This is a genomic window from Phenylobacterium sp. (assembly GCF_036963605.1).
In the GTDB taxonomy this organism is placed as follows: Bacteria; Pseudomonadota; Alphaproteobacteria; order Caulobacterales; family Caulobacteraceae; genus Phenylobacterium.
In genome coordinates this window covers 12,331-36,580 of sequence record NZ_JBALUY010000005.1, presented here as the reverse complement: position 1 = coordinate 36,580, position 24,250 = coordinate 12,331, and the positions used below count along the sequence as shown (strand labels likewise).

At 70.3% G+C, this 24,250-nt stretch carries 19 protein-coding genes; 6 read left to right on the top strand and 13 right to left on the bottom strand.

Going from position 1 to position 24,250, the window contains the following annotated elements; translation table 11 throughout:
• Window positions 1–14: 14 nt before the first annotated feature.
• From rpsP to pyk, 7 genes are all read right to left on the bottom strand, one after another.
• Window positions 15–554 carry a 30S ribosomal protein S16 gene (gene rpsP / locus V7702_RS02025; RefSeq protein WP_335648474.1) on the bottom strand — a complete coding sequence of 180 codons (540 nt, stop codon included), beginning with the start codon at window positions 552–554 and terminating at the stop codon, window positions 15–17.
• A gap of 18 nt (window positions 555–572) precedes the next feature.
• Window positions 573–2,126 (bottom strand): signal recognition particle protein, encoded by a 1,554-nt coding sequence (gene ffh / locus V7702_RS02020; protein ID WP_335648473.1) that lies wholly within the window; start codon window positions 2,124–2,126, stop codon window positions 573–575.
• A gap of 221 nt (window positions 2,127–2,347) precedes the next feature.
• Window positions 2,348–3,001, bottom strand: coding sequence for a bifunctional 4-hydroxy-2-oxoglutarate aldolase/2-dehydro-3-deoxy-phosphogluconate aldolase (eda, locus tag V7702_RS02015; RefSeq protein ID WP_335648472.1), 654 nt, complete (start codon window positions 2,999–3,001; stop codon window positions 2,348–2,350).
• Window positions 2,998–3,972, bottom strand: coding sequence for a glucokinase (gene glk / locus V7702_RS02010; RefSeq protein WP_335648471.1), 975 nt, complete (start codon window positions 3,970–3,972; stop codon window positions 2,998–3,000). The genes eda and glk overlap by 4 nt, the downstream gene beginning before the upstream one ends.
• Window positions 3,972–5,792 carry a phosphogluconate dehydratase gene (gene edd, locus V7702_RS02005; RefSeq protein WP_335648470.1) on the bottom strand — a complete coding sequence of 607 codons (1,821 nt, stop codon included), beginning with the start codon at window positions 5,790–5,792 and terminating at the stop codon, window positions 3,972–3,974. The genes glk and edd overlap by 1 nt, the downstream gene beginning before the upstream one ends.
• A gap of 11 nt (window positions 5,793–5,803) precedes the next feature.
• A complete protein-coding gene (gene pgl, locus V7702_RS02000; protein WP_335648469.1) occupies window positions 5,804–6,487 on the bottom strand; it encodes a 6-phosphogluconolactonase in 684 nt (227 codons plus the stop codon).
• 76 nt (window positions 6,488–6,563) lie between these two features.
• Window positions 6,564–7,982, bottom strand: coding sequence for a pyruvate kinase (pyk, locus tag V7702_RS01995; protein ID WP_335648468.1), 1,419 nt, complete (start codon window positions 7,980–7,982; stop codon window positions 6,564–6,566).
• A gap of 144 nt (window positions 7,983–8,126) precedes the next feature.
• Between pyk and V7702_RS01990 the strand changes: the two genes are divergently transcribed.
• Window positions 8,127–9,923 carry a glycoside hydrolase family 15 protein gene (locus V7702_RS01990; protein WP_335648467.1) on the top strand — a complete coding sequence of 599 codons (1,797 nt, stop codon included), beginning with the start codon at window positions 8,127–8,129 and terminating at the stop codon, window positions 9,921–9,923.
• A 77-nt stretch (window positions 9,924–10,000) separates the two neighbouring features.
• Here V7702_RS01990 and V7702_RS01985 read toward each other — a convergent pair whose 3' ends face one another.
• The 3 genes from V7702_RS01985 to V7702_RS01975 all read right to left on the bottom strand — a co-directional run bounded on the left by V7702_RS01985 (window position 10,001) and on the right by V7702_RS01975 (window position 13,276).
• Window positions 10,001–11,452, bottom strand: coding sequence for an amidase family protein (locus V7702_RS01985; protein ID WP_335648466.1), 1,452 nt, complete (start codon window positions 11,450–11,452; stop codon window positions 10,001–10,003).
• A complete protein-coding gene (gene dapB / locus V7702_RS01980) occupies window positions 11,449–12,231 on the bottom strand; it encodes a 4-hydroxy-tetrahydrodipicolinate reductase (RefSeq protein ID WP_335648501.1) in 783 nt (260 codons plus the stop codon). Before dapB ends, V7702_RS01985 begins: the two co-directional genes overlap by 4 nt.
• 154 nt (window positions 12,232–12,385) lie before the next feature.
• A complete protein-coding gene (locus tag V7702_RS01975) occupies window positions 12,386–13,276 on the bottom strand; it encodes an AraC family transcriptional regulator (protein WP_335648465.1) in 891 nt (296 codons plus the stop codon).
• A 139-nt stretch (window positions 13,277–13,415) separates the two neighbouring features.
• Between V7702_RS01975 and V7702_RS01970 the strand changes: the two genes are divergently transcribed.
• From V7702_RS01970 to V7702_RS01960, 3 genes are all read left to right on the top strand, one after another.
• Window positions 13,416–13,787 carry a putative quinol monooxygenase gene (locus tag V7702_RS01970; protein ID WP_335648464.1) on the top strand — a complete coding sequence of 124 codons (372 nt, stop codon included), beginning with the start codon at window positions 13,416–13,418 and terminating at the stop codon, window positions 13,785–13,787.
• Between the two features lie 421 nt (window positions 13,788–14,208).
• Window positions 14,209–16,509, top strand: a complete 2,301-nt coding sequence (locus V7702_RS01965) for an NADP-dependent malic enzyme (RefSeq protein ID WP_335648463.1) — start codon at window positions 14,209–14,211, stop codon at window positions 16,507–16,509.
• An 89-nt stretch (window positions 16,510–16,598) separates the two neighbouring features.
• Window positions 16,599–17,939: an Hsp70 family protein gene (locus tag V7702_RS01960; protein WP_335648462.1), complete on the top strand. Its 1,341-nt coding sequence runs from the start codon at window positions 16,599–16,601 to the stop codon at window positions 17,937–17,939.
• A gap of 7 nt (window positions 17,940–17,946) precedes the next feature.
• On the opposite strand, the gene V7702_RS01955 is transcribed toward V7702_RS01960, so the two are convergent.
• Complete coding sequence (locus V7702_RS01955; protein WP_335648461.1) at window positions 17,947–19,191, bottom strand: flavin monoamine oxidase family protein; 1,245 nt, start codon at window positions 19,189–19,191, stop codon at window positions 17,947–17,949.
• 60 nt (window positions 19,192–19,251) lie between these two features.
• Window positions 19,252–22,062, bottom strand: a complete 2,811-nt coding sequence (locus tag V7702_RS01950) for a M16 family metallopeptidase (protein WP_335648460.1) — start codon at window positions 22,060–22,062, stop codon at window positions 19,252–19,254.
• A gap of 345 nt (window positions 22,063–22,407) precedes the next feature.
• Between V7702_RS01950 and V7702_RS01945 the strand changes: the two genes are divergently transcribed.
• On the top strand, window positions 22,408–22,779 hold the full coding sequence (locus tag V7702_RS01945; protein ID WP_335648459.1) for a DUF805 domain-containing protein: 372 nt from the start codon (window positions 22,408–22,410) through the stop codon (window positions 22,777–22,779).
• An 83-nt stretch (window positions 22,780–22,862) separates the two neighbouring features.
• Entirely contained in the window at window positions 22,863–23,957 is a 1,095-nt protein-coding gene (locus tag V7702_RS01940) for a serine hydrolase domain-containing protein (RefSeq protein ID WP_335648458.1), read from the top strand.
• Here the strand turns inward: V7702_RS01940 and V7702_RS01935 are convergent.
• Window positions 23,938–24,228, bottom strand: a complete 291-nt coding sequence (locus V7702_RS01935) for a hypothetical protein (protein ID WP_335648457.1) — start codon at window positions 24,226–24,228, stop codon at window positions 23,938–23,940. The genes V7702_RS01940 and V7702_RS01935 overlap by 20 nt on opposite strands.
• Window positions 24,229–24,250: the final 22 nt, after the last annotated feature.

Genomic DNA, 24,250 nt, shown 5'->3' with positions numbered 1-24,250 from the left:
TGGCGGGAAGGCTCTTAGCCTTCCTTGGCGGTCGCGTCGTCAGCGGCCTCAGCGGCCGGCTCGACAGCGGCTTCCTCGGCGGCGGCGGGCGCCTCTTCGGCGGCCGGGGCTTCTTCGGCAGCAGCCGGCGCTTCAGCGGCCGGCTCTTCGGCCGCGGGGGCTTCGGGCTCGGGCTCGGGCGCCGGCTGGGCGGCGGCCTCGGCGGCGGCGGCTTCGCGATCGGCCTCGCGCTGGGCGCGCTCTTCAGCCCGTTCCTTGGCCTTACGGCCCGGCTCGGCCTTCTGCGGGTTGTTGCCGTGCTCCCACTTCACCAGGCCCTGCTGGGAGAGGAAACGGGCGACGCGGTCGGTGGGCTGGGCGCCCTTCTTGACCCACTCTTCGATGCGCTCGATCTTCAGGACGACCCGGTTGGGGTCTTCCTTCTTGAGCAGCGGGTTGTAGGCGCCGACCTTCTCGATGAAGCGGCCATCGCGCGGCGCGCGGCTGTCGGCGACGACGATGGAATAGTAGGGGCGCTTCTTGGCGCCGCCACGGGACAGACGAATCTTGAGCATGGATGTTCCTTGTGAGCTCTAGGATTTCTTGAAGGGATTCACGCCCGGGGGCAGACCGCCGCCAAGGCCGGGAAGTTTGGGGAGGCCGCCGCCCAGCCCGCCGAGACCGGGGCCGCCAGGGCCACCAAGTCCGGCAAGGCGGGCCTTGGCCTCCTCAATATCTTGCGGGGTCGGGGCCTTGCCGCCGCCCATGGCCTTCATGCGAGCCATGTCCGCGCCGCCCGCGCCGCCACCGGTGAGCATGCCCGCCATCTTGGCGAAGCCCTTGCCCCCGTCGCGGCTCATCATCTTGAAGGCGTCGGCCATCTGGCGATGCTGTTTCAGCAGCCGGTTGACCTCGGCCACCTCGACGCCGGCGCCCTTGGCGATGCGGCGCTTGCGCGAGGCCTGCAGGATGTCGGGCTTCTTGCGCTCGCCCTTGGTCATGGACGAGATGATCGCGGCCTGACGATCCAGGGTCTTGTCCGAGACATTGGCCTCGGCCATCTGCTTCTTCATCTTCTGGACGCCCGGCAGGAAGCCCATCAGCCCCTCCATGCCGCCCATCTTCTTCATCTGGGCGAACTGGTCGGCCATCATGTCCAGGTCGAACTGGCCCTTGGCCAGCTTCTTGGCCATGACCTCGGCCTTGGCCTGATCGAAGTCCTGGGCCGCCTTCTCCACCAGGGCGACCACGTCGCCTTGGCCAAGGATCCGGCCGGCCACCCGGCGGGCGTCGAAGACGTCCAGGCCGTCGATCTTTTCCGAGACGCCCAGGAACTTGATGGGCAGGCCGGTGACCGCGCGCATGGAGAGCGCCGCGCCGCCTCGGCCGTCGCCGTCCGACCGGGTCAGGACCAGGCCGGTGAGCGGCAGGCGCTCATGGAAGGCGGTGGCGGTGCGCACCGCGTCCTGGCCGGTGAGCGCGTCGGCCACCAGCAGGGTCTCGGACGGATTGGCGATCTTGGCGATCTCGGCCGCCTCGGCCATCATCGCCTCGTCCAGCGTGGTGCGGCCGGCGGTGTCGAGGATCAGGACGTCATAACCCTGCAGCTTGGCGGCCGACAGCGCGCGTCGGGCGATGTCAGGCGCCGATTGGCCGGCCACGATGGGCAGGCTGTCGACGCCGGCCTGGGTCGCCAGGGTGGCCAGCTGCTCCATGGCCGCAGGCCGGCGGGTGTCCAGCGAAGCCAGCAGGACCTTCTTGCGTTCGCGGCTCAGGCGCAGGGCCAGGCGGCCCGCCGTGGTGGTCTTGCCCGAGCCCTGCAGGCCGGCCATCATCATGACGGTGGGGGGATTGAGGGAGAGGTTCAGCCCCTCGACCTCTTCGCCGCCCAGCATCTCCACCAGGCCGTCATAGGTGATCTTGATCACCTGGTCGGTGGGACGAACCGAGCGCAGCACCTCTTCGCCCGAGGCGCGCTCCTTGGCCTTGGCGATGAATTCGCGCACCACCGGCAGGGCCACATCGGCCTCCAGCAGGGCGATGCGGACCTCGCGCAGGGCCTCGTCGATGTGCTTTTCAGACAGCACGCCGTGGCCCGACAGACGGTCGAATACCCCGGAAAGCCGTTCAGAAAGTGCGTCGAACATTCAAACTCCCATGGGGTGACGACGTCACGCCCGCTTGTCTTCCGGCTCCAAGGCCCCCTGCGGACAGGAAACCATGAGCCCAAACGCGATCAACCCCCGTGGACGATCACGTCGACGGGGGGCCTCGCCGCCCTCGTCCCATATGGTGATGGGGGTCGTGGCGGGGGAGGGCGCTGACCGAGGTTGCGCCGGAAGGGCGCGCTTATGCGCCTGTGGATGGATCAGGTCAAGATCGCGGGGGCCGGTCGGGCCCGGGGCAGGGCCGCCGCGGCCCGGGCCAGCTCGGCGATGCGGTCCCAGTCGCCGGCCGCCACGGCGTCCTTGGGCGCCACCCAGGAGCCGCCGATACAGGCCACATTGGGCTCCTTCAGATAGTCCGGCGCCTTTGCGGCATCGATGCCGCCGGTGGGGCAGAAGACCGCCTGGGGGAAGGGGCTGGCCAGGGCCTTCAGCAGGCCGACCCCGCCGACCACGCTGGCCGGGAACAGCTTGAAGGCGGTGAAGCCGTGGTCGAGGCCGGCCATCAGCTCGGTGGCCGTGGCGATCCCCGGCAGCAGCGGGACCGGTCCCTCGATCCGCTCGCCGGCGATCAGGCCCGGACTGACGGCGAAGCGGGCGCCGGCGTCGGCGACCGCCTGCCGGGCCGAGGCCGAGACGACGGTGCCGGCGCCGACCACGGCGTCCTCGACCTCGTTCGCGATCGCGCGGATGGCGTCGAGCGCGGCGGGCGTGCGCAGGGTCACCTCCAGGGCGAACAGGCCGCCCCGGGTCAGGGCGCGGGCCAGGGGGACGGCGTCGGCGGCGTCCTCGATGATCAGCACCGGCACCACCGGGGCCAGGGCAAGGATGTGGTCCACCGTCATGGGCAGGGTCACAGGCGCACGCCTTCCAGCTGGGTCAGCTCCCGGCTGCAGCCCACCAGGGCCGCATAGGGATGGGTGATCAGATAGGTGGGGATCTCGCGCACATAGTCGGTCAGGCGTCCCTTGGCCTCGAACCGGTCGCGGAAACCCCCGGACATCAGACGCTCACCCATCCGGGGCGCGATGCCGCCGCTGACATAGACTCCGCCCCGGGCGCCGTGGGTCAGGGCGAGATCCCCGGCCACCCCGCCAAGGATGGCGCAGAACCGGTCCAGCACCGCGCCGGCCACCCGGTCGCCGGCGTCGGCGGCCTCTACCACGGCGCGTTCATGGTCCAGTTGCGGCGTGCGGCCGGCCATGTCCTCCAGCGCCAGATAGAGATCGAAGAGCCCCTGGCCCGACAGGACCCGCTCCACCGACACCCGGCCATAGAGGCCCATCAGCCGGCGCCACAGCTCGACCTCGACTTCGTCATGGGGGGCGAAGCCCGCATGGCCGCCCTCGGTGGCCACGGCGATGTCCACATGCTGCGAGCGCGCCACGGCCCCCACCCCAAAGCCCGTGCCCGCGCCCAGCACCACGATGGGACAGGTGGCGGCGCCGCGCACCTCAGGGCCGATGCGGCGGAGATCTGTGGGGTCCAGCACCGGCGTGGCCATGGCCTGGGCGGCGAAGTCATTGATCAGCTTGATGGCGTCGAAACCGAAGCTGGCGATCAGGTCGATCTCCGACACCCGCCAGTCGAGGTTGGTGAACTCGATCTCGCCGTCCACCACGGGTCCCGCCACCGCGATCACGGCCTTGGCCGGCCGCTTCTTGCCGGCCGTCTCCTCAAGGTACTCGGCGATGATCTCGTCCAGGGCCCCGTAGTCGGCGCAGGCATAAATCTTGGTGTTGCGCAGATGGCCCTCGCCATCGACCAGGGAGAACCGGGCGTTGGTGCCGCCCACATCCCCCACCAGGCCGGCATAGATCACGCCCATCAGGCCACCTCTTCAAACAACACCGAGGCGCCCGCCTCGGCAGGGCCCGCGGCCCGACGCATCCAGCCAAACAGTTCACGCCCAAAGCCGATCTGGCGCTCGTGCGACCGGGCAGGCTCCCGCGCCGCCAGCTCAGCCGCATCGACCTTGATCTCCAGCCGGCCGGTGCGCGCATCCACCAGGATCAGGTCCCCGTCCCGCACCCGGGACAGCGGCCCGCCGTCGGCGGCCTCTGGCGTCACATGGATGGCGGCCGGCACCTTGCCAGACGCCCCCGACATGCGCCCGTCGGTGACCAGGGCCACCTTCAGCCCCCGATCGAGCAGGACGCCCAGGGTCGGGGTCAGGCTGTGCAGCTCGGGCATGCCATTGGCCTTGGGACCCTGGAAGCGCACCACGGCGACGAAGTCCTGCGTCAGCTCCCCGCGGCGGAAGGCCTCCAGCAGGGCGTCCTGGTCGTCGAACACCTTGGCCGGCGCCTCGATAACGTGGTGCTCGGCCTTGACCGCCGAGGTCTTCATCACCGCCCGCCCGAGGCCCCCGGCCATCAGGCGCAGGCCGCCCTCGGCCTGGAAAGGATCGCTCACCGGCCGCAGGATGTCGAGATTGAGGGAGGTCTCCGGCCCCTCCCGCCACACCAGGCGGCCATCCTCCAGGAAGGGTTCGCGCTGATAGGCCCGCAGGCCCCCGCCGGCCACGGTGACCACGTCGTCGTGGGCGAGGCCGGCATCCAGCAGCTGGCGGATGACGAAGGCCATGCCGCCGGCCGCCTGGAAGGCGTTCACGTCCTCCGAGCCGTTGGGATAGACCCGGGCGATCAGTGGAACGACCCGCGAGATGTCGTCGAAGTCCGACCAAGTCAGGATGATCCCCGCCGCCCGGGCGATGGCCACCATGTGCAGGGTGTGGTTGGTCGAGCCGCCGGTGGCCATCAGGCCGACCATGGCGTTCACCAGGCTCTTTTCGTCCACCACCCGCGCCATCGGCGTATAGGCCTCGGCGCCGGCGATGATCTCCACCGCCCGCTTCGCCGCCGCCGCCGTCAGGGCGTCACGCAAAGGCGTGTTGGGATGGACGAAGGCTGCGCCCGGCAGGTGCAGGCCGGTCATCTCCATCATCATCTGGTTGGTGTTGGCCGTGCCATAGAAGGTGCAGGTGCCCGGCCCGTGATAGGACTTCATCTCGGAGTCCAGCAGCTCCTCGCGGCCGATCTTGCCCTCGGCATAGAGGCCCCGCACCCGGGCCTTCTCGGCGTTGGAGAGACCCGAGGTCATCGGCCCGCCGGGGACGAAGATCATCGGCAGATGGCCGAAGGCCAGGGCGCCGATGGTCAGGCCCGGCACGATCTTGTCGCAGATCCCCAGCATCAGGCCGGCGTCGAAGGCGTCGTGGCTGAGCGCGATCCCCGTCGACATGGCGATCACGTCCCGGGAAAACAGCGACAGCTCCATGCCTGGACGGCCTTGCGTCACCCCATCGCACATGGCCGGCACCCCGCCGGCCACCTGGGCGGTGGCGCCCACCGACTCGGCTGCGGCGCGGATCACGTCGGGAAACCGCTCATAGGGCTGATGGGCCGAGAGCATGTCGTTATAGGCGGTCACGATCCCCAGGTTGGGCGCCATGGGGTTGCGCATGCGGGTCTTGTCGTCGTCCGGCATGGCGGCGAAGGCGTGGGCGAAGTTGGCGCAGGACAGCTTGGCCCGACCGGGACCCGACCGGCTGGCCGCGTCGATCTGCGCCAGATAGGCGCTACGGCTGTCCTGGCTGCGGGCGATGATCCGCGCAGTGACCTCGGCGACGACCGGATGCATGGGCATGACAGTTCCCTTCAGGGCGTCCAGAGAACCCGCACGGGAACCCTGGCCTGGGTCAAGAGCGCGCGGACCGGCAGATCGGCTCCAGCCATGGCCCGCTCAATGACCCAGCGTTTCTCAGGACCAGCGATCAGGATGATGATGGCTTGCGATTGTAACAACGCCGCCAGCGTCAGGGTGATCCGCGGGCAGGGCGGATCGCCGATCGCCTCATCGAAACCCAGGCAGAACCGGGCGCCGTCCGGCCCCATGGCGGCCTCAAGCCCCTCCGCGCCGGGGATCAGCGAAGCCACATGGCCGTCCGGCCCCATGCCCAGCAGGGTCATGTCGAAGGCCGCCAAAGCGGCCACCTCGGCCTCGGCCAGGTCGGCGGCGGCCGCCGCGCTCGGCGCTTCCCGCATCAGGGGGACGAAATGGGCCGCGACCGCCTGGCCGGTCAGCAGGCGCGATCGCACCAGACCCTCATTGGAGGCGGGGTCGGTGACGGGCACAAACCGCTCGTCCGACAGGGTGATGTCCACCTGCCCCCAATCGAGATCCGCCTTGGCCAGCCGGTCATAGACGGCGCCCGGCGAGCGCCCGCCGGTGACCACGAGCCGGCCGCGCCCCCGGGCGGCGATCCCGGCGGCCAGGGCCGAAACCGTGGCCGCCGCGGCGGCGTCCGCCAGGGCCTCAGGGATGTCGAAGCGCTCGATCATGCCCCCTCATAGCCCCTCCGGCGTGGGCATGCAGCCCCGAGGCTAGCCCTTGAACGCCTTCGTGAGAGGCCGAGCTTTAGCGGCGGGGCACGTGGGCCAGGCGCAGGATGTTGGCCGCGCCCGGCGAGCCCATGGGCAGGCCGGCCAGGATCAGGATGCGGCGGCCCGGCGCGGCCAGGGCCAGGTCGCGGGCGATCTCGGTAGCGATCTTGGCCAGGGACTCGGAGTCCGCCGGCTGGGGCACCACCCGGGCCTCCACCCCCCAGGTCAGGGCCAGGCGCCGGGCGACGCCGGCGTGGGGCGTGAGCGCCAGGGCCGGCTGCAGGGGCCGTTCGCGGGCCAGGCGCAGGGCCGTCTGGCCGGTGGTGGTGAAGCTCGCTAGGCAGGCGATGGAGGGGCCTTGCGCAGCGCGGCCGGCGGCGGCCACCAGGGCGTCGGCGTCGGCGTCCTCCATGGGATATTCCGCGGCCATCAGCTCGGGCCAGCGGGGATCGCGCTCCACCCGGGCGATGATGCGGTCCATGATCGAGACCGCCTCCAGGGGGAAGTCGCCCGAGGCCGTCTCGGCCGACAGCATCAGGGCGTCGGCCCCCTCATAGACCGCGCCGGCCACGTCGGAGGCCTCGGCCCGGGTAGGCGTCGGCGCCGTGGTCATGGATTCCAGCATCTGGGTGGCGACGATCACCGGGATGCCCCGGGTGCGGCAGGCGCGGATCAGCGCCTTCTGCACCACCGGCACGTCCTCGGGCGCGAGCTCCACCCCCAGGTCGCCGCGGGCCACCATCACCCCGTCGCAGAGGTCGAGGATCTCGTCCAGCGCCTCCAGGGCGGCGGGCTTCTCGATCTTGGCCAGCACCGCGGCGCGGCCCTGAACCAGCTGGCGCAGCTCGGCCATGTCGGCGGCCCGCTGCACGAAGGACAGCGCCACCCAGTCCACCCCCTGGTCCAGGGCGAACGCCAGGTCCTTGCGGTCCTTGGGCGTCAGGGCCGGGATCGGAATGGCGTGGCCGGGCAGGTTGAGGCCCTTGTGGTTGGACAGGGTCTCGCCGACCATCACCTGGGTCTCGGCGAAGTCGGCCCCGTGGCGGGTCACCTGCAGGCGCACTCGGCCATCATCGATCAGGATGTCGGCCCCGGCCTTCACCGCCGCCAGGATCTCCGGATGCGGGGCGCAGACCCGCGCGGCGTCGCCGGGCGTCGGGTCGAGGTCCAGGCGGAAGGTCTGGCCCGGGCGGATGCGCACCTGGCCGTCGGCGAACTTCCCCAGGCGAAGCTTGGGGCCTTGCAGGTCGGCCAGGACGGCGATAGGCCGACCCGTAGCCGCCTCGGCCTGGCGCACCGTGGCGATGGCGCGGGCATGGTCCTCGTGGGTCCCATGGCTGAAATTGACGCGGAAGACGTCGGCCCCGGCACGCGCCAGCGCCTCCACCTGGGCAGGACTGCGGCTTGCGGGGCCCAAGGTGGCGACGATACGCGCGCGGCGGGCTCGGATCATGGGGTCCCCGTTTGGAAGAGCGGCCCGCACAGGGCCAAGATGGCGGCGAGTCACTTGGCGCGTCACAGCTTAGCAAACGGCGCTGACCCGCCGTCGAGAAAAAGGACGCAGCCCCATGCGACACAACTGCGAGGCGCCTAACCTGTGATCCAGACCCTGGACCTGTTTCCCATCGGCAACTGCGCGGCCAGCGGCCTTGTGGACCGGCACGGCCGCATCGTCTGGGGCTGCGTGCCCCGGGTGGACGGCGATCCCTTCTTCTCGGCCCTGCTCAGCGACCGCGACCCCGCCGACCGGGACGTGAACGGCCTGTGGGCCATCGAGGCCGAGGACCACGCCAGCACCCGCCAAGCCTATCTTCGCAACACGCCCATCGTGCGCACCGAGGTCACCAACAAGCACGGGGACAGCTTCGAGGTCCTCGACTTCTGCCCGCGCTATCGCCAGTTCGGCCGGGTCTATCGGCCGACGGCCTATATCCGCCTGGTCCGGCCCATCACCGGCGCGCCGCGCATCCGCATCCGCCTGCGCCCGACGATCAACTGGGGCGAGGCGCCGGCCAAACAGACCACCGGCTCCAATCACATCCGCTATGTGGGCGGGCCGACCACCATGCGCCTGACCACCAACACCTCGGTCAGCCACATCACCGAGGAGCGCGTCTTCCGCCTGGAGGAGCCGATCGCCATGTTCCTCGGCCCCGACGAGGGGTTCGACGCCGACGTGATGGCCACCACCTCGCGCATGCTGAACGAGACCACCGACTATTGGCGCGGCTGGGTGCGGACCCTGTCGGTGCCGCTGGAATGGCAGGAGGCGGTGATCCGCTCGGCCATCACGCTCAAGCTCTGCGCCTACGAGGAGACCGGCGCCATCGTCGCGGCGCTGACCACTTCCATCCCCGAGCATGCGGAGTCCGGCCGCAACTGGGACTACCGCTATTGCTGGCTGCGGGACGCCTATTATGTGGTCCAGGCCCTGACGAGGCTCGGCGCCGCCGACATGCTGGAGAACTACCTCTCCTATCTGCGCAACCTGGTGGACACCGAGGGCGGCGGCCATGTGCAGCCGGTCTATGGGGTGGGGCTGGAGCCTGGCCTCATCGAGCGGTTCGCCGACGCCCTGCCCGGCTATCGCGGCATGGGGCCGGTGCGGATCGGCAACCAGGCCCACGAGCACCTGCAGCACGACGTCTATGGCCAGATCATCCTGTCCACCGTGCAGGCCTTCTTCGACGAGCGCCTGCTGCGGCCGGCCACGGTGGAGGATTTCCGCGACCTCGAGCCCGTCGGCGAGCGGGCCTATGAGATGTACGACACCCCGGACGCCAGCCTGTGGGAGTTCCGCGGGCGCGAGGCGATCCACACCTACTCGGCGGTGATGTGCTGGGCCGCCTGCGACCGGCTGGGCAACGCCGCCGTCCAGCTCGGCCTGCTGGAGCGCGCCAAGTACTGGAACGCCCGGGCCGACGAGATGCGCGGCGTGATCGAGGCGCGCGCCTACAACCCCGCACTCGGCCGCTTCGCCGCCACCTTCGACGGCGACGAGCTGGACGCCAGCCTGCTGCAGCTGGTGGACGTACGCTTTGTGCCGCCTGGCGATCCACGCATGGCCGCCACCATCGAGGCGGTGGAGAAGGGCCTGCGGCGGGGTCCCTACATGCTGCGCTACGCCCTGCCCGACGACTTCGGCGAGCCCAAGACCGCCTTCAACATCTGCACCTTCTGGCTGATCGAGGCCCTCTATCTCAGCGGCCGGGCCGATGAGGCCCGCGAGCTGTTCGAGGAGATGCTGACCCGGCGGACAGCGGCGGGCCTGCTGTCGGAGGACATCTCGTTCGATGGCAACGAGTTGTGGGGCAACTATCCGCAGACCTATTCCCTGGTCGGGCTGATCAACTGCGCGGCGCTCTTGTCCAAGCCGTGGGCGGCGGTGCGCTAGAAGCGCGTTCCGATAAGTGGGAACCGGTTATCGGATCGAAACGCGCGCCCACGAAAAAACTAGATCACGCAAGTGATCTAGACCTTCAGCTCCGGGGCGGTGAAGCCCCGCACATTCTCGTCGATGGCCTGGGCCAGCGACAGGTTGCGCGCATCGCCCCCGTGCGGCCCGATCAGCTGCGCGCCCACCGGCAGGCCGTCGGGCGAGAAGCCGGCCGGCAGGGTGGTGGCCGGCAGCAGGCAGGCGGTCGCCAAGCCGATCCAGCCCAGCAGGGTCACATAGGGGACGCTCTTCCCATCCGACAGCTTCAGCGCCCGCGACGGGAACGAGCCCTGGCTGTGCGCAAACGCCGTGACCGGGGCGACCGGCGCCAGGATGGCGTCATAGGTGGAGAAGACCCCCTCCATCTCCCGGCGCAGGCGGGCGCGGATGGCGTCGGCGGCCAGCCATTCCCGGTGGCGGGCCGTATAGGCCAGCGCCGTGGCCGCCCAGGAGAAGGGGCCGGCGCCGCGGGCCCGGGCGATCTTCGCCGCCGGACGCATCCACTCCATCCTGCGCAGGTCCTTCTCGCGCATGTCTGACCCGATGATGGCGCCCAGCAGGACCATATAGGCGTCCAGCAGGGTGGCCACGTCCACCGGCGGGGAGACGAACTCGACCGTCGCCCCGGCCGATGACAGCTCGCCGGCGAAGGTCTCGATCACCGCCCTGACCTGCGGGTCCAGCGGCAGGCCCGGCGCCTCGACCCAGACGCCGATGCGGGCCTTGGCCAGATCGGCCGGGGGCGCCTTGGGCGAGACCCCGCCGTCAGCGATCACCGACAGCAGCAGCCGCAGGTCGCGGGCGGAGCGGGCCATGGGGCCAATGACGTTCAGGTCCGGCTCCTGCCACGAGCCCGGGGTCGGCGGCACATGGCCGTGCTGGGGCACGAGGCCCCAGGTGGGCTTGTGCGAAAACACCCCGCAGAAATGGGCCGGAATGCGCAGGGAGCCGCCGATGTCCGAGCCGATCTCCAGGGCCGTGACGCCGCTGGCCAGGGCCGCGGCCGCTCCGCCGGACGAGCCGCCGGGCGTGCGGCTCACGTCCCAGGGATTGTTGGTGGTCCCATAGAGAGCATTGAAGCTCTGCCAGTCGCCGGCCATCACCGGCACATTGGTCTTGCCCCAGATCACGGCGCCGGCCTTGCGGGCGAGCGCGCTCACCGTGGCGTCCTCGGCCTGCCGACGGCGATGGATCTCCAGCCCGGCCGAGGCCGGCATGCCACTCACGTCCAGCGTATCCTTGATGGTCATGGGCAGGCCGGCCAGGGGACCGAGCGTGCCGTCCCGGGCGCGGATGTCGTCGACGGCCTTGGCCCGCTCCAGGGCGCGCTCCAGGTCTGCGGCGACCACGGCGTTCAGCCGCCGGTGGGTCTGTTCGTGACGGGCCAGCGCCAGCTTCAAGAGCTCCACCGCGCCGATGCGGCCGGCGCCCAGCAGGGCCAGCTGGCCGCTGGCGTCCAGGGCCAGGACGTCGAGATCGGGGTTCACGCGTCCACCTTCTTCAGGCCCAGCACGTCCTGCATGTCATAGGCGCCCGGCGGCTGGCGCACGGCCCACAGGCCCGCCTCCACCGCCCCGCGGGCGAACAGGCTGCGGTCGCGGGCCGAGTGGGACAGGGTCAGGATCTCGTCCTCGGCGGCGAACACCACCGAATGCTCGCCGACAATGCCGCCGCCGCGCATCACCGAATAGCCGATCTCGCCCTCTGGCCGCGCCCCCGTCATCCCGTCCCGCGCAGGCCGCGCCACATCCTCCAGCGCCACCCCGCGCCCGTCGGCGGCGGCCTGGGCCAGCATGATCGCCGTGCCCGAGGGCGCATCGACCTTGCGCCGATGGTGGGCCTCGAAGACCTCGATGTCGTAGTCGGACGCAGCCAAAGCCCGGGCCGCCTGCGCCACAAGGCCGAGCAGCATGTTGACGCCCAGCGAAAAGTTGCCGGCCCGCACGATGGGAATGGCCTGGGCCGCCTTGTCGATCGCCGCGATCTGGTCGGCCTCGAACCCGGTGGAGCCGATCACCAGGGCCACGCCCCCTTGGGCGGCGCACACCTGGGCCAGTTCGACCGAGGCCTTCGGCGTGGAGAAGTCGATCACCACCTGCGCCGCAGCCAGGGCGCTCGCCCGATCCACCAACCGCGAATCCTCAGCGCCCGGCCGGTCGAAACAGGCGAACAGGTCAGCGTCCCCGCGCCCCTCCACCACGGCGGCCACAGCCTGCCCCATACGCCCCAGGGCGCCCGCGACGGCGATACGAACAGGTGCGGTCAGGGCGATCTCTCCGGGGCTTGGGCGCGCGCAAGGGATGCGAATGTCGCGCCTGGGCGGGCGCGGTCAAGGGGATGTCGAAACTGGCCGAAGGGACCGGCCTCTCCCGCCAGGCGCTCTAGAAGGCCCTCTGCGGGGATTTGTAATGCTTGCGCGCTCAGACCGCTTGGTTCACTCGCCTTGCCTGCTGGGTCTCGCGGCCCGGCGGTTCCCCGAACTGGCGACGATACTCCCGTGTGAACTGCGGCACGCTCTCGTACCCGACCTCGTAGGCTGCGACGCTTGGCTTGAGGCCCTTGGCCAGCATCAGTCGCCGCGCCTCGATGAGCCGCAGCTGCTTCTGGAACTGCAGTGGCGACAGCGAGGTCGCGGTCCGAAAATGCTTGTGGAAGGTCGACGGGCTCATGCGGGCCGCTGCCGCCAGTTGCGCCACCGCGATCGGCGAGGTGAAGTCCTTGCGGAGGATCTCCACCGCCCGCGCGATCCGCCGCGCCTGGCTCTCGGGAGAGCCCAGCTGGCGAATGGCGAGGCCGTGGCGCCCTGCCAGGAGCCAATAGTGCATCTCGCGCACCAACTGAGCCTGAAGCACGGGAATGGAAGCCGGCCGTTCCAGAAGGGTGACCATGCGAAGCGCGGCATCGGCCACCTCGGCGTCGGTAGTCTGGAAGCGGAGCGCCGGGCCGACATCGACGGCGGCGGCCTTCATCTCGGCGCAGAGGGCGGCGATCACAGCCGCGTCCAGGTCGAGCGCCAACGCAAGGTAAGGCGCGCCGCCGCTTGCCTGGATGATTTGGCTGACGGTCGGCGCGTCCGCGGTGAGGAGCATTGAATCCCCGGCGTTGAAGGTCAGGGTTCGGCTCCCCATCGTGACCTGCTTGGCGCCTTGCACGACAAGGCAGATCAGCGGCCGCTCGACGGCGTGCCGAAGCTCGCCCGTCGACGTCGTGCGCACGAGGTTCAGACCCCTGACGGCCGTGCGGGCGATGCCCGCCGCGTCAGCATGCCGCTCGGTGTGGCGGCGAATGGCCTCCCGCAAGGCGTGGGTCATGCAGACATCCTTACCGGCTGATCGTGACGGTAGGGCGAGGTCGGAGATTTAGGCAAGGTTCTCGATGGATCGGGCAACCCGCCATCGCCCGAAAAGAGGATACGACGGCGGAAACGCTCGCCGCACAGAGGGATCACCCATGGACACGCACACCGCACCACAGCACCGCGGCGTCGTCATGACCGGCGACGACGGCGACGAGGGTCGGAAGGCCTTCTACATCCTGATCGAGGCTCGGCCGGGCCGCGAGGACGAGGTTCTGCAGATGCTTCGGGATATTCGAGCCTGCGTCGAGCACGAGCCCGCCACCGGGCCGTGGTATGCGGTGCGCCACTCACCCACGACCTTCGCCATTTTCGAGACGTTCCCCGACATCGCCGGGCGCGATGCGCATGTGGCTGGCGGGGGTGGCGACATCTTCCGCGACGTCGCGCGAATGAACCACCTGCTCATCCGCCCGGCGCATGTGCAGAAGGTGGACGTGCTTCTTTCGAAGCAGGTATTCACCTAGGCCACCCGGCGCCTCCCGTGCGCCCAAAGGGGGCTGCCGAGGACGGCTAACACAGAGCCGTTCCTCACTCGACCGCACCCACCCCCAAGCTATCTCGTTATTCTGGGTTGCGCCTTGGGCGCCTTGCAATGTGCGCAGCGCGGCCGCGCGTTTCAGTCGCCCAGCCCGGCGGCGAGCCCGTATGGAAGGGTCGAGCCAGCGCCAGACTCGGCCATTCCACCGAGGTTGGGCGATCTTGGCCGGAAGCGGCCATCGCCAAGGACGGCTTCGAGCCCAATCCGCCAACAGCCGCGCTCCGCCCCGCCCCCCCACCCGCAATTCCTACCGCTCCGCAGGAGTCTGGAGGTTGTGGCGGGGGGGCGGCCTATGTAGGTTGCGGCCCTCATCCCATCATCCGTGTCTGCAAGGACCGTCCGCGCTCATGAGCGACGCCGAGAAACGCACCTTCACCGACGAGGAGGCGCTCAGCTTCCACCGTCATCCCACGCCTGGAAAAATCGCCATCGTGCCGACCAAGCCGATGGCCACGCAGCGGGACCTCTCGCTGGCCTATTCCCCCGGCGTGGCCGTACCGGTGCTGGCCATCGCCGAGGACCCGGACAAGGCCTACGACTATACGTCCAAGGGCAATCTGGTCGCGGTGATCTCCAACGGCACGGCGATCCTCGGCCTCGGCAATCTCGGCGCCCTGGCGTCCAAGCCGGTGATGGAGGGCAAGAGCGTCCTCTTCAAGCGCTTCGCCGACGTGGACTCCATCGACGTCGAGGTCTCGGCCACCGATCCGGACGAGATCATCACCGTCGTCAAGAATATCGGCGTCACCTATGGCGGCATCAATCTGGAGGACATCAAGTCTCCGGAATGCTTCCGCATCGAGACCGAGCTGCAGGAACTGCTCGACATCCCGGTGTTCCACGACGACCAGCACGGCACGGCGATCATCTCGGCCGCGGGCCTGCTGAACGCCTGCAAGATCACCGGCCGCGAGCTGGCCGATGTGAAGCTGGTCCTGTGCGGCGCCGGCGCGGCGGGCATCGCCTCGCTGGAGCTGATGAAGGCCATGGGGGTGCGGGCCGAGAACTGCATCGCGGTGGACAATACCGGCGTCATCTATCGCGGCCGTTCCGAGAGCATGAACCAGTGGAAGTCCGCCCATGCGGTGGACACCGACAAGCGCACCCTGGCCGAGGCGCTGGAAGGCGCCGACGTGTTCCTGGGCCTGTCGGTCAAGGGCGCGGTGACCGCCGACATGGTGGCCGCCATGGCCCCCAATCCGATCATCTTCGCCATGGCCAATCCCGATCCGGAGATTACGCCGGAAGAGGTTCACGCCGTGCGCAGCGACGCCATCATGGCGACCGGCCGCAGCGACTATCCCAACCAGGTGAACAACGTCCTGGGCTTCCCCTACATCTTCCGCGGCGCGCTGGACGTGCGCGCCCGGCGGGTGAACATGGAGATGAAGATCGCCTGCGCCCAGGCGCTGGCCATGCTGGCCCGCGAAGACGTGCCCGACGAGGTGGCCGCGGCCTATCACGGCCTGCAGCTGAAGTTCGGCCCGGAATACATCATCCCGACGCCCTTCGACCCGCGGCTGATCTGGTACATCCCGCCCTTCGTGGCCCAGGCGGCCATGGACACCGGCGTGGCGCGCAAGCCCATCGAGAACATGGACGCCTATCGCGCGCAGCTGGCCCAGCGCCTCGACCCCACGGCGGCCTTCCTGCAGAAGCTGCAGGGCTCGGTCCTGTCGGGGCCGAAAAAGCGGGTGGTGTTCGCCGAGGGCGAGGAGCCCAGCGTGATCCGCGCGGCCTACGCCTTCCAGACCGCCGGCCTCGGCGAGGCCATCCTGGTCGGCCGCGAGGAGCTGGTGGCCGAGAACATGCGCACCGTGGGCCTCAGCCCCGAGGGCGCCGGCCTGAAGGTGATCAACGCCCGGGTCTCCGACCACAATCCGGAGTTCGCCGAGTATCTGTACGAGCGGCTGCAGCGTCAGGGCTACCTGATGCGCGACGTCCAGCGGCTGGTGAACCAGGACCGCAACACCTTCGCCGCCTGCATGGTGGCGCTGGGCCACGCCGACGCCATGGTCACCGGCGTGACCCGCTCCTACGATCAGGTGCTGGACGAGGTGCTGCGGGTCATCGATCCCGCCGCCGGCGGCCGGGTGATGGGCATGTCGGTGCTGCTGGGCAAGGGCCACACCCTGTTCATCGCCGACACCAATGTCACCGAGATGCCCGAGGCCGAGGACCTGGTGGAGATCGCCCTGGAGGCCGCCCAGGCCGTCAAGGCCCTGGGCTACACCCCCCGCCTGGCCTTCATGTCCTATTCCACCTTCGGCAATCCCATGGGCGACCGCTCCGAAAAGGTGCGCGATGCCGTGGCCATGCTCGACGAGATGGACCTGGACTTCGAGTACGAGGGCGAGATGCCCCCGGCCCTGGCGCTGGAGCCGGAACGCCGCGGCAACTTCCCCTTCATGCGCCTGACCGGCCCGGCCAATGTGCTGATCATGCCGGCCATCCACTCGGCGGCCATCTCCACCCAGCTGGTCCAGGCCTTTGGCGGCGCCACCGTGGTGGGACCGATCCTGCTGGGCCTCGAAAAGTCGGTGCAGATCTGCCCGCTCTCGGCCTCGGTGTCGCGCATCCTGCAGCTCGCCACCCTGGCCGCCTACGACCAGACCCAGGCCCAGGCCCCGGTCGAGGCCGTCCTGTGATCAACAAGGCAGACCACCGCCTGACCTAGGGATCGCGCGCCTCCGGGCGGCGGGCGATCCGTCGCCGCCGCTCCGGGGGAGACCGCGCCATGGGCGCCTCAGAATCCGCCTCGTCCGCCCCCGGCTTCACCCTGGGGGTGGACTTCGGCACCACCAACACCGTCGTGGCGCTCGCCCTGCCGGGCGAGCCGGCCCGGCTGGTGCGGTTCCCCGCGCCCGAGGGCGAGCTCTTCGCCTTCCGCTCGGCGCTGGCCTTCCACGCCCCGCCCGAACACCCCACCGAACGCACGGTGGAGGCCGGCCCCTGGGCCATCGAGGCCTATGTGGAGGACCCGCTGGAGACGCGGTTCATCCAGTCGTTCAAGACCTTCGCGGCCTCGGCCAACTTCACCGAGACCCAGATTCTCGGTCGGCGCTACGCCTTCGAAGACCTGCTCTCGGCCTTCCTGCTGAAGCTGCGCGACCATGCGGGCGCAGCGCTTAACGACCTGCCCGGCCGGGTCATCGTCGGCCGCCCCGTCACCTTCGCCGGCGCCGCGCCCAAGGCCGAGCTGGCGCTGGCCCGCTATGAGACGGCCTTTTCCCGCCTGGGATTCTCGGAAATCCTCTATGTCTATGAGCCGGTGGGCGCGGCCTTCTTCTTCGCCCGCACGCTCAAGGCCGACGCCACCGTCCTGGTGGGCGACTTCGGCGGCGGCACCAGCGACTTCTCGATCATCCGCTTTCGCCGGGACGACGCCGGCGCCTTCCGGGCCGAGCCCCTGGGGCGGTCCGGCGTCGGCGTGGCCGGCGACGCCTTCGACTACCGGATCATCGACAACCTGGTCTCGCCGGCGCTGGGCAAGGGGTCGAGCTACAAGACCTTCGGCAAGGTCCTGCCCATTCCCAACCGCTACTATTCGGCCTTCGCCCGCTGGGACCAGCTGGCCCTGCTGCGGGCCTCGCGGGACATGCGCGAGATCCGCAGCCTGGAGCGCGAGGCCGTGGAACCGGAGAAGATCGCCGCCCTGGTGGAGATCCTCGACGACAACCACGCCTATCCCCTCTATCGCGCCGTCTCCCGGCTGAAGGAGACCCTGTCGGCGAAGGACGAGGCCACCTTCGCCTTCGAGGCTGGCGCCGTCTCCATCACGCGGGACGTGGCGCGAAGCGAGTTCGAGAGCTGGATCGCGCCGGAACTGGCCCAGATCGAGGGCGCGGTGGACGCAGCCCTGGCCGACGCCGGTCTGGCGGCCGATCAGATCGACCGGGTCTTCCTCACCGGCGGCTCGTCCCTGACGCCCGCCGTGCGGGCCATCTTCGCCCGGCGCTTCGCCGCCGACCGGATCGAGACCGGCGGGGAGCTGGAATCCATCGCCTCGGGCCTGGCCCTGATGGGCCACGAACCCGACCTCGACCGCTGGGGCGAGCGCGCGGCGATCGGAGCCTGAAGGGCGGTCAGGCCGCCGCCACCCGCAGGGCGGCGAGCACCTCGTCGGCGGCCCGCAGCCCTGTCTCCCAGGCGCCGTGGGCTGTGGAGAAGGCCCGGGTCGAGGTGGCCTCGCCAGCGAAGAACAACCGCCCTTCGACCGGCTCGGCCAGCACCTGGCGGGCCGGGGCGCAGCCGGGCAGGGCGTGGGAATAGGCGCCCAGCGCCCAGGGGTCCTGGCTCCAGCTGGTGGCCGCCAGCAGACGCAGCTGCGGGCGGACGTCGGCGCCATAGACGCCCACCAGCTCTTCGATGGCGAAGTCGACCGCCGCCCGCGGCCCCTCGGCGGCCAGGGCGCGGGCGTGGTCGCCGCCGAAATAGGCCTCGATCACCGGCCGCCCCAGGGGCCGCAGGTAGTAGCTGCCGGTCTCGGCCTTCTCGGTATCGCCCCACAGATGGTGCTCCCGGGGGAAGGCCTCCGGCGCGGCGGGGCTGAGGAAGACCTTGTCGGCCAGGCCCAGCGGCAGGCCGGTGGCCGCGTCGGTCTTGGCCGGCAGGTGGGGGTGCAGACGGATCGCCTCGCGGGCCAGCAGGTCGCTGGAGATGGTCAGCACCACCGCCCGCGCCGTCACCGCCCCGCGGGCCGTCTCCAGCCGCAGGGCCTGGCCGCTGTGGTCGATGGACAGCACAGCGCAGTGGGGCACGATCAACGAGCGGTCGGCCAGGTCGCAGATCGCCGCCCCGTAGCCCTCAACCGCCCGCCAGTCGACGCCGGTGTCGATGAAGGCGCCATAGTCCTGCACCGAGACCTGCGACAGGGGCGCCCCGTTATAATAGCTGGAAAAGGCCTCCAGCAAGGGCCGCCAGCGGGCCGCCCGAGGGAGGTAGGCGTTGGCGCGGCCTTCCTGGCCGGCCCTCGCGGCCTTTTCCAGGGCCTTTTCGAACGCGCCCATGGCCGCCTCGAAGCGGGCGCGGTCCTCCGGCCCCAGGCTGAGATTGGCTTCGGGGCGGCGCCAGGCCGGGAGCGTGCGATCCAGGGGGATGTCGGCCCGCTCGAACAGCGGCGCCAGGGGGTTGCGATCGGCGCTGTGCAGCCAGCCGCAGCCGAGGTCCAGCGGCAGGTCGGGGCGGGCGGCCAGGGTATGGGCCCGGCCGCCGATCCGCCCCTGGCCCTCCAGCACCACCACCGACAGCGGCGCCCGCGACAGGCGCGCAGCCGCGGCTATCCCCGCCGCCCCAGCCCCCACGACGACCACATCGAAACGATCCTGCATGCCTTTATCCAGGCATGCCCCAAGGCCAAGGTTCAAGCCCTGTTTGGGGGGCTTCGTCGGCTAATCGACCTTGGTCAGGGTTTCGGAGTCCAGGTCGAGGTCCTCGGCGGCGATGATCCGCAGGTCCGGCGCCCGCTCGCGCAGGCCGGCCTCGAACAGCTTGGCGTCGCCCGCCACGACGACGGCGGCGTCAGCCGGCGACAGATACCCTGCTGCGAAGGCGTTCACCTGGTCGGCGCTCACCGCTTCCACCTTGGCGGTATAGGCGCCGATCTCCTCCAGGGGCACATCCTGCACCGCCAGGTCGCCGAGCACCCCGCCCAGCCCGCCGGCGGTTCCCAGCGCCCGGCCAAAGCCGCCGATCAGCACCGACTTGCGGGCCTGCAGCTCGTCGGCCGAGACCGGTTCAGCCGCCAGCTTGGTCATCTCCGCAGCGATCAGATCGACCACCTCGGGCGCGGACTCGTTCTTGGTCTGGGCCTGGGCTTGGAAGGCGCCGACGGCGCGGCGGGCCGCAAGCGACGAGCCCGCCCCATAGGAGAGACCGCGCTTGATGCGGATCTCCTGGTTCAGCCGGGCCGAATAGCCGCCGCCCAGGACCGAATTGGTCACGATCGCCGGATAATAGGCGTCATCGCTGCGAGCGATGGTCGGCTTGGCCAGCCGCACGGCGGCCTGGCCGGCGCCCGGCAAGTCGATGACCAGCATCTGGCCAGCGGCTGTCGGCGAGACCTCAGGCTGGGTCGGCAGGGGCGCCGCGGGCGCGTCCCAGTCCCCGAACGCCTCCCGGGCCAGGGCGAAGCCCGCCTCGGGCGTGACGTCGCCGGTCAGCACCAGGATGGCGTTGTCGGGCCGGAAATAGGTCCCGTGCAGGCGGCGCAGGGTTTCCGGCGTCAGCCTGGGCAGGGAGGCCGGCGTGCCGTCGGCGGCGTGGCCGAAGGGGGTGCCGGCGAAGATCAGCGGGCTGGCGGTCATGGCCGCCAGCTGGCCGGGATCGCCATAGGCCACCGACAGGCCATCCAGGGCCTGGGCGGTCTGGCGCTCCAGCTCCTCGGCCGCAAAGGCCGGGTTGCGCGCCACATCGGCCAGGATGGCGAAGGCCGGCGCCACCTTGTCGGACATCACGGTCAGGCCGACGCTGGAGGATTCCGCGCCCGCCGCCGAGGACAGGGTCGCCCCCAGGGCCTCCACCTGCTGGGCGATCTCCGGCGCCGTCCGCGTCTCCGTGCCCTCGGTGAGCATGCCCGCCGTCATGGACATGGCGCCGGCCAGGCCTTTCGGATCGGCCCAGGCGCCGGCCCGCACGATGACGGCGGCGGAAACCAGCGGCAGATCGCTGGAGCGGGCGACGATCACCCGCAGGCCATTGTCCAGGGTGGTTTCAGCCGGCTGCGGCAGAACCGGGTCCACCGGCTCGCCCACGGGCGGCGGCGCCTGACGCTGGGCCTCCGGGGCCAGGGTGACGATTTCGCCGTCGAACACCACCGCCTGGGCCGGCGGCGGGGCGGGCTCGGCGGGGGTCTCGCCGGCCGGACGCTCGGACTCGGGCCGGTAGCGAATGGTCATCCGCCGGTCTTCGGGCAGGTAGGTCTGGGCCACCCGCTGAACGTCGGCGGCGGTGACGGCGGCCAGGTCGGCCAGTTCGGTATTGGCCCGGGCCGGATCGCCCTGGGTCGCCCAGGCATAGCCCAGGGCGAACGCGCGGCCGTCCACCGTCTCGCGCTCGCGCAGGGCGCCGGCGATCACCTCGTTGCGGGCCTCCTCCAGCTCGGCTTCCGTCGGCGGCGTGTCCCGCAGGCGCGCCACCTCCGCCAGCAGGGCGGCCTCGCCGGCCTCCACCGTCTGGCCGCTGGCCAGGATGGCGCCCACGGCGAACAGGCCCGGCTGCTGGGGCAGATCGGCCTGGGAAAAGGCCTCCACGGCGATCTGCTGCTCATAGACCAGCGCGTTGTAGAGCCGCGAGGACTTGCCGCCGGACAGGATGGTGTCCAGCACCTGCAGGGCCGGAGCGTCGGCGCTGGCGGCCTCGGCGCCCAGCCAGGTCAGCACCACCGCCGGCAGCGGCACATTGGGGCCATAGCCGTCATAGACGCCGGAACCTGTCCGCGGCGGCTCTCCGGCGGTCACCCGCTTCAGGGGGGCGTCGGGGGCCTCAAGGGGGGCGAAATATTTGTCCACCCACGCGTCGAGTTCGCTCTCGTCGAAATTGCCGATGACGATCAGCATGGCGTTGTCGGGGCGGTAATAGTCCCGGTGGAAGGCCCGCACATCATCGATGGTGGCCGCGTCCAGCTCGGCGATCGAGCCGATGCCCGGCCGCTTGTAGGGGTGCTCCTGATAGCTGGCCTGGGGGATCATCAGGCCAAACAGCCGGCCATAGGGGGCGGCCAGGATGCGCTGGCGCAGCTCTTCCTTCACCACGTCCCGCTCGGAGTCGAAGATCTCGGCGTCCACCACCAGGGAGCCCATCCGCTCGGCCTCGGCCCAGAGCAGCCGCTCCAGGTGGTTGGCGGGGATCACCTCGTAATAGTTGGTGAAGTCGTCATAGGTGGAGGCGTTGTTGAAGCCGCCCACATCCTCGGTCATGCGGTCCATGGTCTCGGACGGCATGTTGCGGGTGGTCTTGAACATCATGTGTTCGAAGAGGTGCGCAAAACCCGAGCGCCCTTGCGGGTCGTCCTTGGAGCCGACCCCGTACCAGACCTGCACCGTCACGTTCGGCGTGGTGGCGTCCACCCCGCTCAGCACCCGCAGGCCATTGTCCAGCACCCGTTCGCGATATTCGATCGGCGGAATGTCGGCGGCCTGAACAGAGAGCGGCGCCGCCAGCACGGCGATGACCAGGGCGATGCGGGTGACGGCGCGAAACATGGCGAGCTCCGGGTGACGAAGCCAAATCCATAGCATTCTCAGCGGCGGGCGCCACGGTCGTCCCTGGCCTCCAGGTCCCGAATGTCCGGACCGCTGGCCTCACCGGCCATCCCGGTCCAGCAGCCGTCACATCAGGTCGATCTGTTCCTGACAGGCGGTCGGCAGGGCCATGATCTCCGGCGCGGTCATGGGGTCCACGCCCACGGGCGCCGCGGCTGGGGTGCTGCGGTTTGATCCTGGCCAAGGACGCAGGGGTCGATCCCTGTGCAAATCCCGTCTTAAGGTGACGCCGGCACGATATTGCGGCGCGCCGATGTGCGCGCCGAACGCCGGGAGGAATGAAACATGATTGAAGCGGTCAAGTACGGCCTGGCCAACTATGTGAACTTCAACGGCCGCACCGGTCGGGCCACCTTCTGGTGGTGGGTCCTGGCGGTGATCCTCGCAGCCATCGTGGCCGGTATTCTGGACGAAGGTCTGGGGGCGGGCGACATGGAGCCCTTCAGCCTTCTGCTGGGTCTTGCGGTCTTCCTGCCGCACCTGGCCATGGCCGTGCGGCGGCTGCACGATACGGGTCGCAGCGGCTGGTGGGTGCTGATCGGGCTCATCCCCCTGATCGGCCTGTTGGTGCTGATCTTCTTCTATGTCCAGCCGAGCAATCCCGCAGGCGAGAAGTTTGATCCGCCGGGTCCGGCGCCCCTGCCGCCTGCCGCCTGAGGCAAGCCGGGGTCCGGCGCCGCGCAGCGCGCCGGGCCCAAGGCCTAGCTGGACCTTGCCCGCCGGGCGCCTATCTCCGAAGGATGAGATTTAGCCCGTCCCGCCAGATCGTCGGCGCCCTGGCCCTTGGGCTGCTGGCCGCCTGTTCGCCCGCCCCGACGCCCGATCGCGCCCAGGCCCAGACGGCGTCCGCCGCGCAGAGCCAGGGGCTCGATCCTGTGGCCATGGCCGCCGTGGTGGAGCAGGCCCGCGCCCTGCCCAATCTGCACGCCGTGATCGTCGCCCGGGATGGCGAGGTGCTGGCCGAACACCGTCTGCGGGGCGCCGCCCTCGACCAGCCGGTGAACATCAAGTCGGCCTCCAAGACCGTGCTTTCGGCCCTGGTGGGGATCGCCATCGAGCGCGGCGTGCTGACCGGAACCGACCAGAAGATCGCGCCCCTGCTGGCGAGCGACCTGCCCGCGGGCGGCGATCCCCGGCTGCAGGAGATCGAGGTCGGCCATCTGCTCTCGATGCAGGCCGGCCTCGGGCGCACCTCCGGCCAGTATTACGGGGCCTGGGTGACCAGTCCCGACTGGGTCCGCCATGCGTTGGCGAGGCCCTTCGACGACGATCCGGGGGGCCGGATGATCTATTCCACCGGAACCTCGCACCTGATGTCGGCGGCGCTCACGCAAGCCGCCGGCGCCAGCACCCACAGCCTTGCCCGCGACTGGCTCGCCGAGCCCCTGGGCGTGACCATCCCGCCCTGGCCGCGGGACCCGCAGGGGATCTATTTCGGCGGCAACGACATGATGATGTCGCCGCGGGACCTGCTGCGGTTCGGCGAGCTCTATCGCCTGGGGGGCGAGATCGATGGGCGGCGGATCATCTCCGCCGAATGGATCGAAGAAAGCTGGACGCCGCGCACCCGCTCGCCCTGGAGCGGGCACGACTATGGCTATGGCTGGTTCACCAAGCAGGCGGCCGGCCACGACGTGCATTTCGCCTGGGGCTATGGCGGCCAGATGCTGTTCGTCGTCCCCAGCCTCGACCTCACCGTGGTGATGATCTCAGACCCCTCGCCCCGCCCGCGGGAGGAGAGCCATGTGAGCGATCTGCACGACCTGCTGGACGACGGGCTCATCCCCGCGGCCGTGGCCGGCGAAGGGTCGCGCCCTAACCCTTCAGCAGGGTGAGACAGCGGCCGACGGCCATGCCGTTGGCCTCGGCGGTCTTCAGCTTCAGCTGGCCGCCCATGACCAGGCCGCGCAGGTGCTTGCGCATCAGCTTTTCGATGTCGGAATCGGCCTGCACATGAGGCGCGACGGTCCTGTGCATCAGCTTGCCCTCCGGCGAGAGGCCGGCGGCGCACTTGTCGGCGGCGGGATTGGCCAGGGCCGGGGCGGCGCTGAGACTGGCGGCCGCCAGGGCGGCGGCCAGCACGGCGCGGAGGCTGTTGCGGGTCATGGGCTTGTCCTTGTGGGTGACG

What these genes read in the sequence shown, in the direction of transcription:
- rpsP (WP_335648474.1), bottom strand. Translation starts at nt 554, where the DNA reads ATGCTCAAGATTCGTCTGTCCCGTGGCGGCGCCAAGAAGCGCCCCTAC.
- ffh (WP_335648473.1), bottom strand. Translation starts at nt 2,126, where the DNA reads ATGTTCGACGCACTTTCTGAACGGCTTTCCGGGGTATTCGACCGTCTG.
- glk (WP_335648471.1), bottom strand. Translation starts at nt 3,972, where the DNA reads ATGGGCGTGATCTATGCCGGCCTGGTGGGGGATGTGGGCGGCACCAAC.
- edd (WP_335648470.1), bottom strand. Translation starts at nt 5,792, where the DNA reads ATGCCCATGCATCCGGTCGTCGCCGAGGTCACTGCGCGGATCATCGCC.
- pgl (WP_335648469.1), bottom strand. Translation starts at nt 6,487, where the DNA reads ATGATCGAGCGCTTCGACATCCCTGAGGCCCTGGCGGACGCCGCCGCG.
- pyk (WP_335648468.1), bottom strand. Translation starts at nt 7,982, where the DNA reads ATGATCCGAGCCCGCCGCGCGCGTATCGTCGCCACCTTGGGCCCCGCA.
- V7702_RS01975 (WP_335648465.1), bottom strand. Translation starts at nt 13,276, where the DNA reads ATGACCCACGCCTTGCGGGAGGCCATTCGCCGCCACACCGAGCGGCAT.
- V7702_RS01970 (WP_335648464.1), top strand. Translation starts at nt 13,416, where the DNA reads ATGGACACGCACACCGCACCACAGCACCGCGGCGTCGTCATGACCGGC.
- V7702_RS01965 (WP_335648463.1), top strand. Translation starts at nt 14,209, where the DNA reads ATGAGCGACGCCGAGAAACGCACCTTCACCGACGAGGAGGCGCTCAGC.
- V7702_RS01960 (WP_335648462.1), top strand. Translation starts at nt 16,599, where the DNA reads ATGGGCGCCTCAGAATCCGCCTCGTCCGCCCCCGGCTTCACCCTGGGG.
- V7702_RS01955 (WP_335648461.1), bottom strand. Translation starts at nt 19,191, where the DNA reads ATGCAGGATCGTTTCGATGTGGTCGTCGTGGGGGCTGGGGCGGCGGGG.
- V7702_RS01950 (WP_335648460.1), bottom strand. Translation starts at nt 22,062, where the DNA reads ATGTTTCGCGCCGTCACCCGCATCGCCCTGGTCATCGCCGTGCTGGCG.
- V7702_RS01945 (WP_335648459.1), top strand. Translation starts at nt 22,408, where the DNA reads ATGATTGAAGCGGTCAAGTACGGCCTGGCCAACTATGTGAACTTCAAC.
- V7702_RS01940 (WP_335648458.1), top strand. Translation starts at nt 22,863, where the DNA reads ATGAGATTTAGCCCGTCCCGCCAGATCGTCGGCGCCCTGGCCCTTGGG.
- V7702_RS01935 (WP_335648457.1), bottom strand. Translation starts at nt 24,228, where the DNA reads ATGACCCGCAACAGCCTCCGCGCCGTGCTGGCCGCCGCCCTGGCGGCC.